The organism is Kineosporia mesophila (genome assembly GCF_021129235.1).
GTDB classification, from domain to species: Bacteria; Actinomycetota; Actinomycetes; order Actinomycetales; family Kineosporiaceae; genus Kineosporia; species Kineosporia mesophila.
This window is the reverse complement of the sequence record NZ_JAJOMA010000011.1, coordinates 21,660-37,451: the sequence shown is the minus strand read 5'-3', so window position 1 is coordinate 37,451 and position 15,792 is coordinate 21,660. Positions and strand designations below refer to the sequence as shown.

The following is a 15,792-nucleotide window of genomic DNA, read 5'->3' as shown; positions in this document are numbered from 1 at the left end:
ACGGCGGGAGTCAGTCTCGTTCACACCCGGGGACGTCCCAGGGCGCGGTAGGCCCAGCCGGCGTCGCGCCAGGCCTGCGGGTCGAGGGCGTTGCGACCGTCGAGCACGTTGCGCTGACGCACGATGCCGGCGAGCTGGGCCGGGTCGATGGCCTTGTACTGGTCCCACTCGGTCAGGAGCAGCACCACGTCGGCGCCGTCGGCCGCCACCTCGACCTTGTCCTCGTAGTGCAGGTCGGGCCAGGCGCGGCGGGCGTTCTCCAGGGCGGCGGGGTCGGTCACCACGACCTCGGCACCCTGCAGGCGGATCTGGGCGGCCACGTTGAGGGCGGGCGAGTCGCGGATGTCGTCGCTCTCAGGCTTGAACGCGGCGCCGAGCACGACCACCTTGCGGCCGAGGAAGGATCCCTGCAGCACCTCGCGGGCCAGGTCGACCATCCGGGTGCGGCGGCGCATGTTGATCGCGTCGACCTCTCGCAGGAAGGTCAGGGCCTGGTCGGCCCCGAGCTCACCGGCGCGGGCCATGAACGCGCGGATGTCCTTGGGCAGGCAGCCGCCGCCGAAGCCGAGACCGGCGCCGAGGAACTTCGGCCCGATGCGCTCGTCGTGCCCGATGGCCGCGGCCAGGACCGACACGTCCGCCCCGGCCGCCTCACAGACCTCGGACATCGCGTTGATGAACGAGATCTTGGTGGCCAGGAAGGCGTTGGCCGCGGCCTTGACCAGTTCCGCGGTGGCGTAGTCGGACGTCAGCAGCGGGATGTTCTCGGCGATCGGGCTGGCGTAGACCTCGTCGAGCAGGGCCTTGGCCCGCGCCGCGTCGTCCGGGTCGGAGGGCAGGCCGTACACGATGCGGTCGGGGTGCTGCGTGTCGTTGACCGCGTGACCCTCGCGCAGGAACTCCGGGTTCCAGGCCAGCAGGGCGCCGGGGACGGCCTGCGAGATCATCGCCGCGAGACGGGCCGCGGTGCCGACGGGAACGGTGGACTTGCCCACCACCAGGTCACCCGGCTGCAGGTGGGGCAGGAGGGCCCGCACCGCGGCGTCGACGTAGGTGGTGTCGGCGGCGAACTCACCGGCCCGCTGCGGCGTACCCACGCAGACGAAGTGGACCGTGGATTCCTGCGGGTCGTGGGCCACCTGGGACACGTCGGTGGTGAACGAGAGACGACCGGACTGGGTGGCCCGCTGCAGCAACTCGGGCAGCCCCGGTTCGAAGAACGGGGCCTTCGCCTGGGTCAGATCGGCGATCTTCCGCTCGTCGACATCGACACCGACGACCTCGTGGCCAAAGTCCGCCATGCACGCCGCGTGCACAGCGCCCAGGTAACCGCACCCCATCACTGATAAGCGCATGATCCGACAGTATCGGCACCGCGCGACCCTCACGCGTCCAACTGCATGCGATACGGTGTACGTATGAGATCTACGCACACCTTCTGGTGGCCCGCCTGACCGGCGGCCATCTCGCGTAGCTCCACTCCCATTCGCGGCCGCCTCGTCGAGGCGGCCGTCGGCTTTTGTGCCGGGGCCCGGTCCCGGCGGGCGCCTGACAGAAGCAGGTCGTCAGATGAGCCACCAGCAACAGCCGCAACTCCCGTCCGTCCTGTCCCGGCTGGAGTCCGCCCCCGCCTTCGCAGTGATCCATCGACCCGGCGAAAACCCTTCCCGGGCCGAGATCCTCATCGGTGAGGCGACTGAGGTCAGGAACATCCGGGACCTTCCCCAGGCCCCCGACGAGGCCCACCCCGTGCTCGCCGCCATCGGCTTCCGGCAGATCACCGAGCGCGGTTTCGACGTGGTCGACGACGGCACCCCGATCCTCGCGCTCCAGGTGGCCGAGCGGATCACCGTCGATCTGGGCCAGCTGGTGGACGCCCTCCCGGACGGCCCGAACAGCTTCCGGGAAACCGGTTTCGACGTCGGTGACGCCGCCTACGAGCGGACGGTACGGGACGTTCTCTCCCAGGAGATCGCCGCCGGTGAGGGTTCCAACTTCGTCATTCACCGTAGCCTCACCGGCCGCATCGAGACCGAACGGGAGCCGCGCGCCCGAGCCGCCCTGGGCGTCCTCGGACGACTGCTCGAAGGTGAGCGCAACGCCTACTGGACCTTCCTGCTCCACACCCCGGCGACCACCCTGGTGGGCGCCACCCCGGAACGCCACGTCAGTCTGAATGCCGGTGTGGTGACGATGAACCCGATCTCCGGCACACTCCGGCACCCGGCCGGCGGCGGCCCCGGCGAGGCGGCCCTGGAAGCGTTCCTCAACGACGCGAAGGAGCGCGACGAGCTGGCGATGGTGGTGGACGAGGAGCTCAAGATGATGGCGGCGATCACCGAGAACGGTGGACGCGTGCGGGGCCCCTTCCTGAAGCCGATGTCCCACCTCACCCACACCGAGTACGTCATCGAGGGGCGGACGACCGCGGACGTGCGGGAGATCCTCACCGCCACGATGTTCGCCCCCACGGTCAGCGGCAGCCCGATCCGCAACGCCTGCCGGGTGATCGCACGTCACGAGAAACGCGGAAGGGGTTATTACGGAGGCATACTCGCCCTGATCGACCGGGACGACGAGGGCCGCCAGCGACTCGACGCGCCGATCCTGATCCGCACCGCCGAGATCACCCCGGACGGGAGCGTGCGGGTGGCCGCCGGGGCGACCCTGGTGCGAGGATCCCGGCCGGAGGCGGAACTCGCCGAGACCCGGGCCAAATTGGCCGGCATCAGGGCCGCCCTGACCGGCGCCCCGCGCCCGTCGGCGACTCCCCACTCCATGGAAAAGCTCCTCGCAGAACGCAACCAGACCCTCTCCAGCTTCTGGTTGCAGCCGTCCGCGGCGGCCACGCCGGTGGCGCAGATCGGCCGGGTACACGTGGTGAACGCCGAGGACGACTTCACCGCAATGCTCGGGCACCTGTTGCGCTCGCAGGGTTTCGCCGTGACGGAGCACTCGTGGGAAGACCTTTCCGGCCCGATCGGCGACGAGCTCACCACCACGGCCGACCCGGTCGTGATCGGACCGGGCCCGGGCGACCCGCGCGACATCATGAATCGCCGCATGCGAGCCCTGCGTTCCCTCACCCAGGCCCGGCTGGCCGTCAGCCTGCCCACCCTGGGCATCTGCCTCGGCCACCAGATCCTTTCCCTGTCGCTGGGACTCGGCGTCTCCCGGCTCCCCTTCCCGGACCAGGGCCGGCAGCGGCAGATCGACCTGTTCGGCCGGCCGCACCACGTCGGCTTCTACAACAGCTTCGCGGTGCCGGCCCCCGGCGGGCCGTTCGACGGGCTGACCCTCGCGGTGGACGACACGGGCACCTTCGTCAACGCCCTGCGCGGCCGGAATCTGGCCGGTTTCCAGTTCCATCCGGAATCGGTCCTCACCACGCAGGGCAACCTGATCCTCGCCGCCGAACTGGCGCGCCTGTCCGGAAGGGTGGACGCCGGCGTGCCCGCTTGAAGGCGAGCCGGGTCAGGAGCCCCGGGACCGGTCCGGGGCTCCTGACGGCCGGGCACGCAGGCCGTAGGGTGACGGCATGCGCTTCGGATTGTTCATCCCGCAGGGCTGGCGGCTCGACCTGGTGGGCGTCGACGTCAGCGATCATTGGCCGACGATGCTCCGGGTGGCCCAGCTGGCAGAGGCCGGCCCCTGGGAGTCGGTATGGGTCTACGACCATTTTCACACCACCCCGATTCCCACGCCCGAGGCAACGCACGAGGCCTGGACGCTGATGTCGGCCCTGGCCGCCACCACGAGCCGGGTGCGGCTCGGGCAGATGTGCACGTGCATGGGCTATCGCAACCCGATGTACCTGGCCAAGGTCGCGGCCACCGTCGACATCATCTCGGCCGGTCGCGTCGAGATGGGCATCGGTGCGGGCTGGTACGAACATGAGTGGAACGCCTACGGTTACGGCTTCCCGAGCGCCGGTGACCGGCTCGGCCAGCTGGCCGACGGCGTCGAGATCATGCAGCAGGCCTGGCAGAACGGTGTGGCCACCCACTCCGGCGAGCACTATCAGGTAGACGGCGCGCTGTGCTACCCCCAGCCACTGCAGAGTGGTGGTATCCCGTTCTGGATCGCGGGCGGCGGGGAGAAGAAGACCCTGCGCATTGCCGCGAAGTACGCCTCCTACACCAACTTCGGCGGTGACACCGAGACGTTCACCCACAAGTCCGGGATCCTCGAGAACCACTGCCGCGACCTGGGCCGCGACTTCGGTGAGATCACCCGCAGCAGCAACTACAACGTCATCATCGGGCGCGACGAGTCCGAGGTGGCGCAGCGGGTGGCCCAGCTGGAAGAGCGGTACTCGAAGTTCCTGGCGCCGGAGGGCGTCACGCGCATCGTCGGGAACGTGACGGCGGCCGGGCTGGTCGGCACGCCCGAGCAGATCGTCGAGAAGCTCCAGGCGATGAGGCAGCTCGGCATGACCTACGCGATCACGTACTTCCCCGAGGCCGCCACCGATTTCAGTGGCGTCGAGCTGTTCCAGAAGGAAGTCGTCCCGGCCCTGTCGTAGTCAGCGACCGGTCACGCCGTCCAGCGATTCCCGGATCAGGTCGGCGTGACCGTTGTGCCGCTGGTACTCCCCGATCAGGTGCACGTAGATCATGCGCAGCGACAGCACCTCGCCGCGGACCTCCACGGTGTGCTCGAACGACACGTCCCGGGCCGCCTCCGAGGCCAGGGCGCACTCCCTCACGTACGCCTCCAGCTCAGCCCGGGCGTTCTCCGCGCGGGCCTCGTCGAAGTCCTCGTCCACCACCGTGAACGGGTTGGCCACGTCCTGGGCCGCGGCCCGCTGCCGGAGCCAGATCCGCTCCACCTTGGTCAGGTGACGCACCAGCCCGAGCAGGGAGATCGAGGTCGGCAGCGGACGGGCGGCGAGCTGCTCGGCCGTGAGCCCCGCGCAGATGTTCAGCAGGGTGCTGCGGCAGAAGTCGAGGTAGCCCTCCAGCATCGGGCGGTCCGGGCCGGTCAGGGGACCGTCCTTGATCTCGGGCGAGGGAGCTGTCCAGGTGGTCACCGGGTGACTTTCCCAGCACCGTAGGGGCAGCGCGAGTCAATATCCGTGACTACTCTCGAAGTCATGAGCAACGTTGCTGACTTCCCGTACTTCGCGTTGTCCGACGACCATCGTGAGCTTCAGGCCGCGGTACGAGAGCTCTGCACCGACAAGATCGCCCCGCACGCCGCCGAGGCCGACCGGAACAGCGAGTTCCCTCAGGCCTCGTACGAGGCGCTGAAGGCGGGCGACTTCCACGCCCCACACATCCCCGAGGCCTACGAGGGGGTCGGTGCCGACGCCCTGGCCACCTGCCTGGTGATCGAGGAGATCGCCCGGGCCTGCGCCTCCACCTCGCTGATCCCCGCCGTGAACAAGCTGGGCACGCTTCCGCTGCTGCTGGGTGCCGACGAGTCGCAGAAGAAGAAGTACCTGACGCCCGTCGCCACCGGCGAGGCGCTGTTCTCGTACGGGCTCTCGGAACGCGAGGCCGGCAGCGACACCGCCAGCATGCGCACCCGCGCCGTGCGCGACCCTCACCATGGCGACGACTGGATCCTCAACGGCCAGAAGAGCTGGATCACCAACGCCGGCGAGAGCAAGTACTACACGGTGCTGGCCGTGACCGATCCGGACGGCCGGCGGGGCCGCAACATCGGCGCGTTCGTGGTCGAGGCCGGCGACGAGGGTTTCGACTGGGGCAGTAAGGAACGCAAGCTCGGCATCAAGGGCAGCCCGACCCGCGAACTGCACTTCGACAACGTCCGGCTGCCCGGCGACCGGCTGGTCGGGCAGCCCGGCGAAGGACTGCAACTGGCCCTGCGCACCCTTGACCACACCCGCGTCACCATCGGTGCGCAGGCCGTCGGCATCGCCCAGGGCGCCCTCGACTACGCCGTCGGATACATCAAGGAGCGCAAGCAGTTCGGCAAGCACCTGGCCGAGTTCCAAGGGCTGCAATTCATGCTGGCCGACATGGCGATGGCGGTGGAGTCGGCGCGCCAGATGGTCTACGCGGCCGCGGCCAAGAGCGAGCGGAACGACCCCGATCTGGGGTTCTTCGGGGCCGCCGCCAAGTGCCACGCGTCCGACGTGGCGATGAAGGTGACAGTGGACGCGGTCCAGCTCCTGGGTGGCGCGGGTTACGTCTCGGATCATCCGGTGGAGCGGATGATGCGCGACGCGAAGATCACCCAGATCTATGAGGGCACCAACCAGATCCAGCGGCTGGTGATGGCGCGGGCGTTGTTGCGGTAAATGGTGGACGCGGCCCCCGGCGACCGACGGCGCCTCACCGGCGTCGTGGTCGGGCAATCCGGCAAATCGGCTGAATCCCCCTCGGGATCTGCGCTTTTTTGAGATGTTGGTGGCGCTTGCCATGATCTTCTCGAACTCGGAGGCTCTCCGTGGTGCTGCCCAGATTCCGTTCGATCACGCTGCTGCTGGGCCTGGCTCCCCTGCTGCTCGCCGCCCCGGCTGCGCAGGCGGCGGACGGCCGGGCCCAGGCCTACGTGCTCGCCGATCCGCAAGGCCACTACTGGCAGTTCCTCTACTTCGCCGCGCCCGGCGCCAACGAGCTGACCGTCGCGGTACAGGCGGCCGACGACCACTCCTCGTTCACCTACACGATGGACGACAGCAGCGAGATCGAGGCCGGCGACCGGTGTACCCACCCGAAGCCGCAAGACCTGACCCTGGTCACCTGCGTGGTGGAGAACTACGTCGACCCGGAGATCGATGCCTCGCCCTACCTCCTGCTCTCGCTCGACGAAGGCGATGACTCGGTGACCTTCTGGAACACCGAGGCGGCAGCCGGAATGTCCAACAACGTCGACCTGGGCCAGGGCAACGATCACTACGGCCTCGGCCAGTCGACCACCTGGGACAACGCCAAGGTCCAGGGGCAGGCGGGCGACGACGACATCCGGCTCGGCGCGAGCGGGTGGGGCAACGGCGGCGAAGGCGACGACATCATCACCACCTTCGTCGGGCCGGTCGCGGCCTACGGGGGCCCGGGCGACGACCGACTCACCGGCGGCCCCCTGAACGACCGCCTCGACGGCGGCACCGGGGCCGACACCGTCCAGGGCAATGACGGGAACGACCACATCACCGGCGCCCAGGGCAACGACACGCTGTACGGGGGTAAAGGGGACGACCTGATGTACGGAAACAGCGGCGACGACGTGATCTACGGCAACAGCGGGAACGACACCATCTCCGGCGGGCCGGGCACGGACACGATCTCGGGCGGCCCGGGCACCAACACGATCACGGACTGACCGCGATCGTCGTCAGCAGCTCTTCCAGCGCGGTCTCGTCCCACAGGTCCACGGGGCGCACGGTCCGGCCGGTCGAGGCGTAGAAGAAGGCCGCGCTGACCTGGTCGAGGGGCACCCGGTGCAGCTTCGACCAGGCCAGCCGGTAGACCGCGAGCTGCACCGAGAGCGCCCGCATCTGCTCGTGGCCGGGTGGGCGGCCGGTCTTCCAGTCGACCACGTCCCAGCCGCCGTCCGGCCGGCGGAAGACCGCGTCGATCCGGCCTCGCAGCACCACGCCGGCGACCGGCGTCTCGATGTTGACCTCGACCGCCTCGGCCGTGCGGTCGGCCCACTCCGAGGCCAGGAAGTTCGCCTGCAGCGTCTCCAGTTTCGCGTCGTCCAGGTCGGCGTCCCCGGCGCCGGGCAGGTCGTCGATGTCGACCAGGGCCGCCGACCCGAAGCGGCGCTCCAGCCAGGCGTGGAAGGCACTGCCCCGGCGGGCGTGCGGGCTCGGCTGCTGCGGCATCGGACGCCGCAGCCGCTCGGCCAGCGCCTGACGGTCGGCGGCCAGGGCCACGGCCCGGGACGCGGACAGGTGCGTGGGCAGCCGCACGGTCAGCTCACCGCTCGCCTGGGCATCCCGCTCGGCCAGCAGAACCTCGACCTCTCTGGCCCAGTCGGCCTCCTCGGTGGTGCGGGGCTCGAGGACGGACGCACGACGGGCGGCAATTCGTGGGCCGGGGGCGATGGGCTCATCGGAAATCAACGGCCCGGAATTGTCGTCGGCCCACGAGCTGCCGCCGGTCGCGGTTGCCCGGTCAGCCCCTCCCTGGTCACCGCTCCGCACCCCGCCGTCACGACGCCCCCCACCGCCGGCTCGCGCGTCGTCATCCGTCTGCGTCCCTTGACCGGCCGGCCCCCCACCACCGGTGCCCACCTCATGGCCGGGCCACACCACGTCACCCACGAGCGGGGCGTCACCGGCTCGCACCTCACCCCCCGGCTGCACCCCACCACCGGTGCCCACCTCATGGCCGGACCACACCACGTCACCCACGAGCGGGCCGTCACCGGCTTGCACCTCACCCCCCGACTGCACCCCACCACCGGTACCGACTGCATCGTCCTGAGCATCGATCGGTACGAAATCATCCGGCGGGGGCTCGAACTCGTCGTCCGGCGCCCAGCTGTCCAGCGGTGACCACTCCTCCGCCGGGGCCCAGCCGAGCTCGGTGACCCCGAACTCGGTCGCCCGGGTCACCGTCGTGCCCGACTCCGACGCACCCGCCTCGACCGCACCGCGATCGTCGTGATGTGCGTCTGCCATTCGGCTCGTGCCGTAGGTCGCCCGGCGCTCGCCGGTCAGTGCCTCGATCGCCAGGCGCACGAGTTCGGCGCCGTCCTCGACGGTTTCGCGCCGGCCCTCGAGCGGGTCGGGCCAGATCGCCATCCGGCCCTCGATCTCGCGCGGGTTCTCGGCTCCCTCGTCGGGCTGGTCGCTCCACAGCCCGATCGCGATCGGCAGCTCAGCGTTCTGGTTCTGCTGCAGTAGTTCCCGGATCTCCACCAGGAACCGCGAGGGTTCGCGGGGCTTCTTCCCGTCGCCCCAGACCGCCCCGGTGAGCAGCAGCGAGTCCTTGGCCCGGGTGGCGGCCACGTAGGCCAGGCGGCGTTCCTCGGCGACCTCGTGCTCACCGCAGTGGTCCATGAAGTGCTTGAGCTCAATCTCCAGCTCGTCCTGCGTGGTGGCGGCCTGGTAGTTCCACTGGGGCAACCCGGCGGCGTCGCCCCGCAGCGGGAACGGCACCGCGCCGATGTCGGTCAGCCAGCCCTTCGACCGTTTCGGCGCGTTGCCCGACGGCCCGGCCGGGAAGGTTCCCTCGACCATGCCGCAGACCGCGACCACGTCCCACTCCAGGCCTTTCGAGCCGTGCACGGTGAGCAGCTGGATCGCGTCCTCGTGCTGTTCGACCACCCCGGTGTCGAGGCCGCGCTCACGGTCTTCGGCAGCGGTGAGCCAGCCCAGGAACGTGCCCAGGGTGGGACGATCACCGCCGTCGGCGAACTGCGCCGCAACATCGGCGAAGGCGTCGAGGTGGGCACGGGCCGCCGCCGGGGAACGGTTCGGCTGGGCCGCCACCTCCACGTCGAGCAGGAGGGCGCGCTCGGCCTCCAGCACCAGGTCGGGCAGTGGCAGGGCAAGCCGACTGCGCAGACCGCGCAGCAGTCCGGCCAGGCGTTCCAGGCGGCGCCGTCCTTCGGCCGAGATCTGCTGCCCCTGGGCACCTTCCCAGCCGGGCTCGGGCAGGGCGTCGACGGCGTCGACGATGGACTGGTCGTCGACGACGTCGACCTGCAGGGTCACACCGTTCAGACCGGCCGGAACGTCGAGGCGCCCGTTCTCACCCCGCCAGCTCGCGGCCAGCTCGCGCGACCAGGCGCCCAGGCCGTCCAGGTCGCGAGGGCCGATGCGCCAGGCCGGGCCGGTGAGCAGCCGCATCAGGGCATCACCGCGGGTCGGGTCGTGCACCACCTCGAGAGCCGCCCGTAGGTCGGCGATCTCGGGCACGTGCAGGAGACCGCCCAGGCCGATCACCTCGACCGGCAGGTCGCGGCCCCGCAGCGCGGCCTCGATCAGCGGGAACTGCGCCCGGGCCCGGCAGAGCACCGCCACGGACTGGCGAGTGCCGTCGGCCTTCGGGTGCAGCCAGGCGTACTGGGCGATGTCGGCGATCGCCTTGGCCTCTTCCTCCAGCGTGCCGTGCCACTCCAGGCGCACCCGCCCCGGCCCGGCGCCGGGCCGGGCCGTCAGGGGCTGCACGTCGACGGTGAGGTCGGGGTCGCCCCAGATCGGTGTGCGCCGCAGCGGATCGGCGAGCTGGTTGGCCACGGCGAGGATGGCCAGGTCGTTGCGCCAGCTGGTGGACAGGTGACGCGTGGCCGCCCGGCCCCCGTCGGCGGCCGGGAAGTCCAGGCCGAAGCGCTGCAGGTTGCCGGCTGAGGCACCCCGCCAGGCGTAGATCGACTGGTGCGGGTCGCCGACCGCGATCACCGGGTGCCCACCGCCGAACAGCTCCTGCAGCAGCACCACCTGGGCGTGGCTGGTGTCCTGGTACTCGTCGAGCAGCACCACCCGGAACCGCTGCCGCTCCACCTCGCCGACGTCCGGCACCGTGCTCGCCAGCTGGGCCGCGAGCGCCACCTGGTCGCCGAAGTCGAGCACCTCCTGCTCGCGCTTGCGCCGCTGGTAGGCGTCGACCAGCGGGATCAGGGCCCGGCGGGCCTGCATGCGCTGCCCGATCGCCTTGACGTCGGCCTTCGGCTTGCCCGGCAGTGGATCGCCCGGGTTCTTCGGCAGCTCACCGATGCGTTCCACGATGCTCTCGGCCACAGCGTCGATCCGGCCGGGGTCGAGCAGGTGCTCGGCGATCTCCCCGGCCAGTGCCAGCACGGCGTCGACCACGGTGCTGCGCGTGAGCTCGACACCGGTCATGTCGCCGTCCCAGCGCTCGACCAGTTCGTCGACCAGCTGCCAGCTGCCGGCCTCCCCGAGAAGCCTTGCCCCGGGCTCGATCCCGAGTCGCAGCGCGTGGTCGCCCAGCACCGCGGCGGCGTAGGCGTGGTAGGTGGAGACCGTGACCGGCCGGGACTCCGGGGTGAGCCCCTTGCGGTGCAGGGCCCGCAGCCGGGCCCGGATGCGCTCGGCCAGCTCACCGGCGGCCTTGCGGGTGAAGGTCAGGCCCAGCACCTCGTCGGGCTCGACCATGCCGTTGGCCACCAGCCACACCACCCGCGCGGCCATGGTCTCGGTCTTGCCCGACCCGGCGCCGGCCACGACCAGCATCGGCTCGAGCGGTGCCTCGATGACGGCCACCTGCTCGGGAGTGGGTTCGGGACGCTCGAGGACGCGGGCGATCTCGGACGCGGAGATGGTGCGGGCCGGAGGGGTCCGGGTGCGGCGCTGGGAGGCCGGCGGCGGGGACTCCAGAACCGGGATGTCGAAGTCGAACCCGAGCTGCTCGTCGCTCACCGCCCCACCTGCCGGCCCTCGTTCTGCACGGGGCAGGCGCGGCGCAGGGCGCACACCCGGCACATGCTGTTGCTTTTGGCCGGGAACTGCCCGGCGGACATCCCCTCGGCCGCTCCCTGCACGAGGTTCGAGGCCCACAGGGGGTCGGTGTCTTTCGACAGCGGGAGCTGCTGCTGCACGGGCACACTCTTGTTGCCCGACCCCAGCTGCACCAGGGCCGCACCACCGGAGGCCGTGCCCTCGGGCAGTTTCAGCCCGGCCCGGGCGGCGGCCCGCGCCAGGCCGCCCTCCTCGATCGCCACCTGATAGACCCCGAGCTGCGCGTGCCGTTCCACCTCGGCCTTGGTCGGCGCCGACTTGCCCGTCTTCAGGTCGATGACGACGAGCCGGCCCTCCGCGTCCTGCTCGAGCCGGTCGACCTTGCCGCGGATGAGCGCGCGGCCCACCTCGACCTGGAGGGTCTGCTCGGTGGCCACCAGCGTGCGCCCGGCCGCGCGGGCCTGCGCGGCGTACTGGGCCATGTGCGCGACCATCTTCTCCGCGCGCCGGCGCTCGGTGTCGGCCACCCAGCCCTGCCCGAGGCCGAGCCGGTCGAAGCGCTCGGCGAGCAGGGTGCGCAGCTTGACCAGGTTGCCGTCGGGCACCTCCTCGGCCAGTTCGTGCACCAGCTCGCCGAGCCCCTGGGCCGTGGACGACGTGCGGCGCCCGCCGGAGGCGTCGAGCAGCCAGCGCAGCGAGCAGCGGTCGAACGAGTCGACCTGCGACGGCGAGACCTTCACCAGCGCATGGGATTCCCGTAGCGGCGCGGAGACCGAGACCGGGGCCAGCCCGTACCAGTCCGCCGGGTCGGCCCCGGGCACACCGGCGAGCGCGAGCCGGGCCAGCTGGCGGGCCGCGCCTTCCCGCCGGGACGTCTTGGTGAGCGGGTCGACGACCACGGCCCGTAGCTGCGCGACCAGGGCGGGCAGCGTCATCATGCGCGGCACCTCGGCCAGGGGCCGCACCTCCTGGTCGCCGCTGACCCCGTCGGGATCGACCAGGTCGAGGAACGTCGAGGGCATGACCTCGTCCGAGCGCACCGCCGTGACCAGCAGGTGGGTGCGTGCCCGGCTGACCGCGACGTGGAAGAGCCGCAGCTCGTCGTCGTGGATCGCCTTGCGCTGGGCGACGAATCCCTGGTCGCCGCGACCGTCGACCACCTCGGCCAGACGCTGGCCGCCGAGCAGCGAGTCGCGCAGGCGCAGGTCGGGCCAGGCGCCCTCCTGCACCCCGGCGACGGCGACGACGTCCCACTCCAGCCCGGCCGCCGCGGTCGCCGTGACCAGCGCGACCGCCTCGTCGGAGGGGGCCCGCTCGGCCAGGGTGTCGGCGGGTACGTCCTGGGCCTCGAGATGGTCGAGGAAGGCCTGCGCGTCGGCCCCCGGGAAACGGTCGGTGAAGCGCGCCGCCGCCTCGAAAAGGGCCATGACGGAGTCAAGGTCGCGGTCGGCCCGGGTGCCCGCGGCACCGCCGGAGAGGGCGGCGCGGCGCCAGGAGATGGCCAGGCCGGTGCGGTCCCAGATCTCCCAGAGCACGGTCTCCGGGCTGGCGTCCGGATCGGCGGCGGCCTCCCGCCCGGCGGTGAGCACCGAGGCGACGCGCCGGGCCGGCGCCGATACCCGTGGGTCGAGCGCAGCCAGGAGCGAGGGCTCGGCGAGGGCCTCGACCAGCAGGGCGTCGCTGGCCCGGCCGCCCCCACCGGCGATCTCCTCGGTGCGCAGGGCCTGGCGCAGCCGCCGCACGGCAATCGCGTCGGCGCCCCCGATCGCGCTGGTGAGCAGGTCGGAGGCCACCTCGGGGGTGAGCTCGGACGCCCGCAACACGCAGCGCAGGGCCAGTCGCAACGGCACCACGGCGATCTCGTCACGCACCGGAACCTCGGCCGTCGGGATCGCCACCGGCACACCGGCCGCACCCAGCGAACGACGCAGGGGGGCGGTGGCTTTCGTGGACCGCACGATCACCGCCATGCGCTGCCACGGCACCTGCTGCTCCAGGTGCAGACGCCGCAGGTACTGGGCGATGTACGCGCCCTCGCGGGCGGGTGAGGCGAAGACCTGGACCGCGACCGACGCCGGTCCCGCCGCGCTGTTCGTGGTCACCAGGCGATGGGAAGCCTTGCCCGCCGCCCCGATCCGCTCGGCGACCCGGCCCGCGACCGCCCGCAGCTGCGGCCCGTGGCGGTACACCGTGCCGAACGTGATGACCGGGGCGGACGAACCGTCGGCCCGCCGGAACCGATCCACCGCGTCGGCCAGGGCGGTCGGCCGGGCCCCGCGGAAGGTCTGGGTGGCCGAGTCCGGGTCGCCGGCCAGGAGGATGTCGCGCCCACCCCCCGCGATCAGCCGCAGCAGGTGCTCGGCGGCCACGGTGAGCTCGTGCGCGTCGTCCACCACCACCAGGCGGTACCGGTCGCGCTCGGCCCCGAGCAGTTCCTCGTCGTCGAGCAGCAGTTCGGTGGCGGCGTCGACGATGCCCGCCGGGTCGTAGGCGCCCGGGGACGACAGCGCCGTGACGTCGAGGTATTCGGCCATCACCTCGGCCGCGGCGACCCAGTCCGGCCGGTCGTTCAGCTCGCCCAGCCGGCGCAGGTCGCCCGGCGTGAGCCCGCGCTCGACCGCCCGCATCAGCAGGTCACGCAGCTCGTCGCGGAAGCCGCGCAGCTGCCGGATCTCGTCACCCGTGGAAGTGGGCCAGACCGGCGCGCTCCCCAGCCCCTCGGCGTGCCCGGCGAGCAGGTCGGCCAGCATCCGGTCCTGCTCGGGGCCGGAGATCAGCCGCGGCGATGGCGAACCGTCGAGCGCCATCGCCCGGTGCAGCAGCCCGAAAGCGTAGGAGTGCGGGGTGCGCGACATCGGCTCCTGCACCGTGCCCCCGATCCGCGCCGACAGCCGCTCCCGCAGTCGTGCCGAGGCCACCCGGGTCGGGGCGATGGCCAGCACCGAGCCCGGCGACAGCCCATCACGTTCCACGCGGGCCGCGACCGCCTCGATCAGCATCGTGGTCTTGCCCGTGCCCGGCGCCCCGAAGACCACCACCGGCCCGCTGCCCTGCCGCAGCCCGGTCAGCGGAACCTGGGACCGGTCCGGCTCCACCCGATCACGACCGCCCGCCCCGGGACCGACCAGCCGGACGGAGGGCCCGGCCGGACGACGCTCACGGATAGCGGTGCTCATGGCCCAACATCAGACCACAAGCCACCGACAAGTCGGACCGCGGACGAACCAGCCCCTCCAGTCGGCGTGACCGCCGTCGCCGTCCCCGGCACCGCATCTCCCCGGCACCGCATCCCCCCGGCACCGCATCCGCGCCGCTCCTCCTTCGGGGCCCTGGTCGACGCGCCGGGGCAGACCGAACGCCGGGTCTCGCCACCCGAGGTCGCCCAGGAGGTCGGTGTTCCCCGGGAACGCACCCGTCGGCCGGATGAAGGACGGTGGCGGCCTGTCCTCCTGCCGGATGCCCCCTGCCGCACCACTCTCCCGTCGCGCCACGCCCACTCCTGCCCACACTCCTGCCCATGCCTGCCGACGAGAGCCGACGAGAGCCGACGAGAGCCGACGAGAGCCGACGAGAGCCGACGAGAGCCGACGAGAGCCGACGAGAGCCGACGAGAGCCGACGAGAGCCGACGAGAGCCGACGAGAGCCGACGACGATGTGTACACCTGGTACACCCGGTACCGGATGTACCAGGTGTACACATCGCGCACCCGTCCGTACTCATGCCGGGGTCGCGTCCTGGCCGAACAGAACGCGACAGAACATCACCGGACACGACAGGACGCAGCCATACACAACAACCGACCACGCCTGCGGAGGCCGGCCGCCATGCCCGTCGAGGACGAGGAAGACAGCAGCGGGGCACATCCTGGCCTGAGGCGAGGGATTACCCGATCACACACCACAGAGGTGGGCGCCTCCGAGAAAGGTGCGCAACCGCGTCCTCAATTCTCGTCGTCATCATCGGGAGACCAGCGCGCCCGCCGCATGTCCACCCGATCGCCGCCCGGCCGCATCGGCGTGCGCTCCGACCGGTACTGCGCCAGCGCCCGGGCCTCGTGCCCGGAGGGCGGCATCCCGCCCGCCCGCAACACCCGCCACCAGGGCGCCAGGCTGCCCCACCGGGACATCACCTTCCCCACCTGGCGCGGGCCACCCCGGCCGATCAGTGCGGCCACGTCCCCGTAGGTCAGGACGCGCCCCGGCGGGATGGCGTTCACCACATCCAGCACATCGGCGACGAAGGTCTCGGCGGTGGAGGCGCTTTCATCTTCCGAATCATCAGTATCACCAGCCACCGGGTCCTGCGGAAATGGCATGTCCGACCTCTCTCACGATCCCTGTGACCCGCTGTGCCGCAGACTCATCCGTTCGACCGATGCCCGATGAGTAGGACGCCGGAAGGGCCTAAGCTTCCCTGACCCGCCACCGCCCCTCCAAGCCGCCAGCCCCT

At 71.4% G+C, this 15,792-nt stretch carries 9 protein-coding genes; 4 read left to right on the top strand and 5 right to left on the bottom strand.

All coding sequences use genetic code 11. The annotated features are described in order from the left end of the window. Positions 1 to 20: 20 nt before the first annotated feature. Positions 21 to 1,355, bottom strand: coding sequence for a UDP-glucose dehydrogenase family protein (locus LR393_RS16770; RefSeq protein ID WP_231484873.1), 1,335 nt, complete (start codon positions 1,353 to 1,355; stop codon positions 21 to 23). 214 nt (positions 1,356 to 1,569) lie between these two features. Between LR393_RS16770 and LR393_RS16765 the strand changes: the two genes are divergently transcribed. Together LR393_RS16765 and LR393_RS16760 are read left to right on the top strand one after the other, a co-directional pair. Then, positions 1,570 to 3,462: an anthranilate synthase family protein gene (locus LR393_RS16765; RefSeq protein ID WP_231484872.1), complete on the top strand. Its 1,893-nt coding sequence runs from the start codon at positions 1,570 to 1,572 to the stop codon at positions 3,460 to 3,462. A gap of 76 nt (positions 3,463 to 3,538) precedes the next feature. After that, positions 3,539 to 4,525, top strand: a complete 987-nt coding sequence (locus LR393_RS16760) for an LLM class F420-dependent oxidoreductase (RefSeq protein ID WP_231484871.1) — start codon at positions 3,539 to 3,541, stop codon at positions 4,523 to 4,525. On the opposite strand, the gene LR393_RS16755 is transcribed toward LR393_RS16760, so the two are convergent. Continuing rightward, on the bottom strand, positions 4,526 to 5,032 hold the full coding sequence (locus LR393_RS16755; RefSeq protein WP_231484870.1) for a DinB family protein: 507 nt from the start codon (positions 5,030 to 5,032) through the stop codon (positions 4,526 to 4,528). 63 nt (positions 5,033 to 5,095) lie between these two features. Between LR393_RS16755 and LR393_RS16750 the strand changes: the two genes are divergently transcribed. Next, positions 5,096 to 6,268 (top strand): acyl-CoA dehydrogenase family protein, encoded by a 1,173-nt coding sequence (locus LR393_RS16750; RefSeq protein WP_231484869.1) that lies wholly within the window; start codon positions 5,096 to 5,098, stop codon positions 6,266 to 6,268. A gap of 152 nt (positions 6,269 to 6,420) precedes the next feature. Next, positions 6,421 to 7,293, top strand: a complete 873-nt coding sequence (locus LR393_RS16745; protein ID WP_231484868.1) for a calcium-binding protein — start codon at positions 6,421 to 6,423, stop codon at positions 7,291 to 7,293. On the opposite strand, the gene LR393_RS16740 is transcribed toward LR393_RS16745, so the two are convergent. The 3 genes from LR393_RS16740 to LR393_RS16730 all read right to left on the bottom strand — a co-directional run bounded on the left by LR393_RS16740 (position 7,283) and on the right by LR393_RS16730 (position 15,658). Next, positions 7,283 to 11,302 carry an ATP-dependent helicase gene (locus tag LR393_RS16740; protein WP_231484867.1) on the bottom strand — a complete coding sequence of 1,340 codons (4,020 nt, stop codon included), beginning with the start codon at positions 11,300 to 11,302 and terminating at the stop codon, positions 7,283 to 7,285. The two genes, LR393_RS16745 and LR393_RS16740, sit on opposite strands and share 11 nt — an antisense overlap. Continuing rightward, a complete protein-coding gene (locus LR393_RS16735; protein ID WP_231484866.1) occupies positions 11,299 to 14,517 on the bottom strand; it encodes an ATP-dependent helicase in 3,219 nt (1,072 codons plus the stop codon). Before LR393_RS16735 ends, LR393_RS16740 begins: the two co-directional genes overlap by 4 nt. A 766-nt stretch (positions 14,518 to 15,283) precedes the next feature. Beyond that, a complete protein-coding gene (locus tag LR393_RS16730) occupies positions 15,284 to 15,658 on the bottom strand; it encodes an MGMT family protein (RefSeq protein WP_231484865.1) in 375 nt (124 codons plus the stop codon). Positions 15,659 to 15,792: the final 134 nt, after the last annotated feature.

Coding starts and splice junctions, on each gene's coding strand:
- LR393_RS16770 (WP_231484873.1), bottom strand. CDS start 1,355: ATGCGCTTATCAGTGATGGGGTGCGGTTACCTGGGCGCTGTGCACGCG.
- LR393_RS16765 (WP_231484872.1), top strand. CDS start 1,570: ATGAGCCACCAGCAACAGCCGCAACTCCCGTCCGTCCTGTCCCGGCTG.
- LR393_RS16760 (WP_231484871.1), top strand. CDS start 3,539: ATGCGCTTCGGATTGTTCATCCCGCAGGGCTGGCGGCTCGACCTGGTG.
- LR393_RS16750 (WP_231484869.1), top strand. CDS start 5,096: ATGAGCAACGTTGCTGACTTCCCGTACTTCGCGTTGTCCGACGACCAT.
- LR393_RS16735 (WP_231484866.1), bottom strand. CDS start 14,517: ATGAGCACCGCTATCCGTGAGCGTCGTCCGGCCGGGCCCTCCGTCCGG.
- LR393_RS16730 (WP_231484865.1), bottom strand. CDS start 15,658: ATGCCATTTCCGCAGGACCCGGTGGCTGGTGATACTGATGATTCGGAA.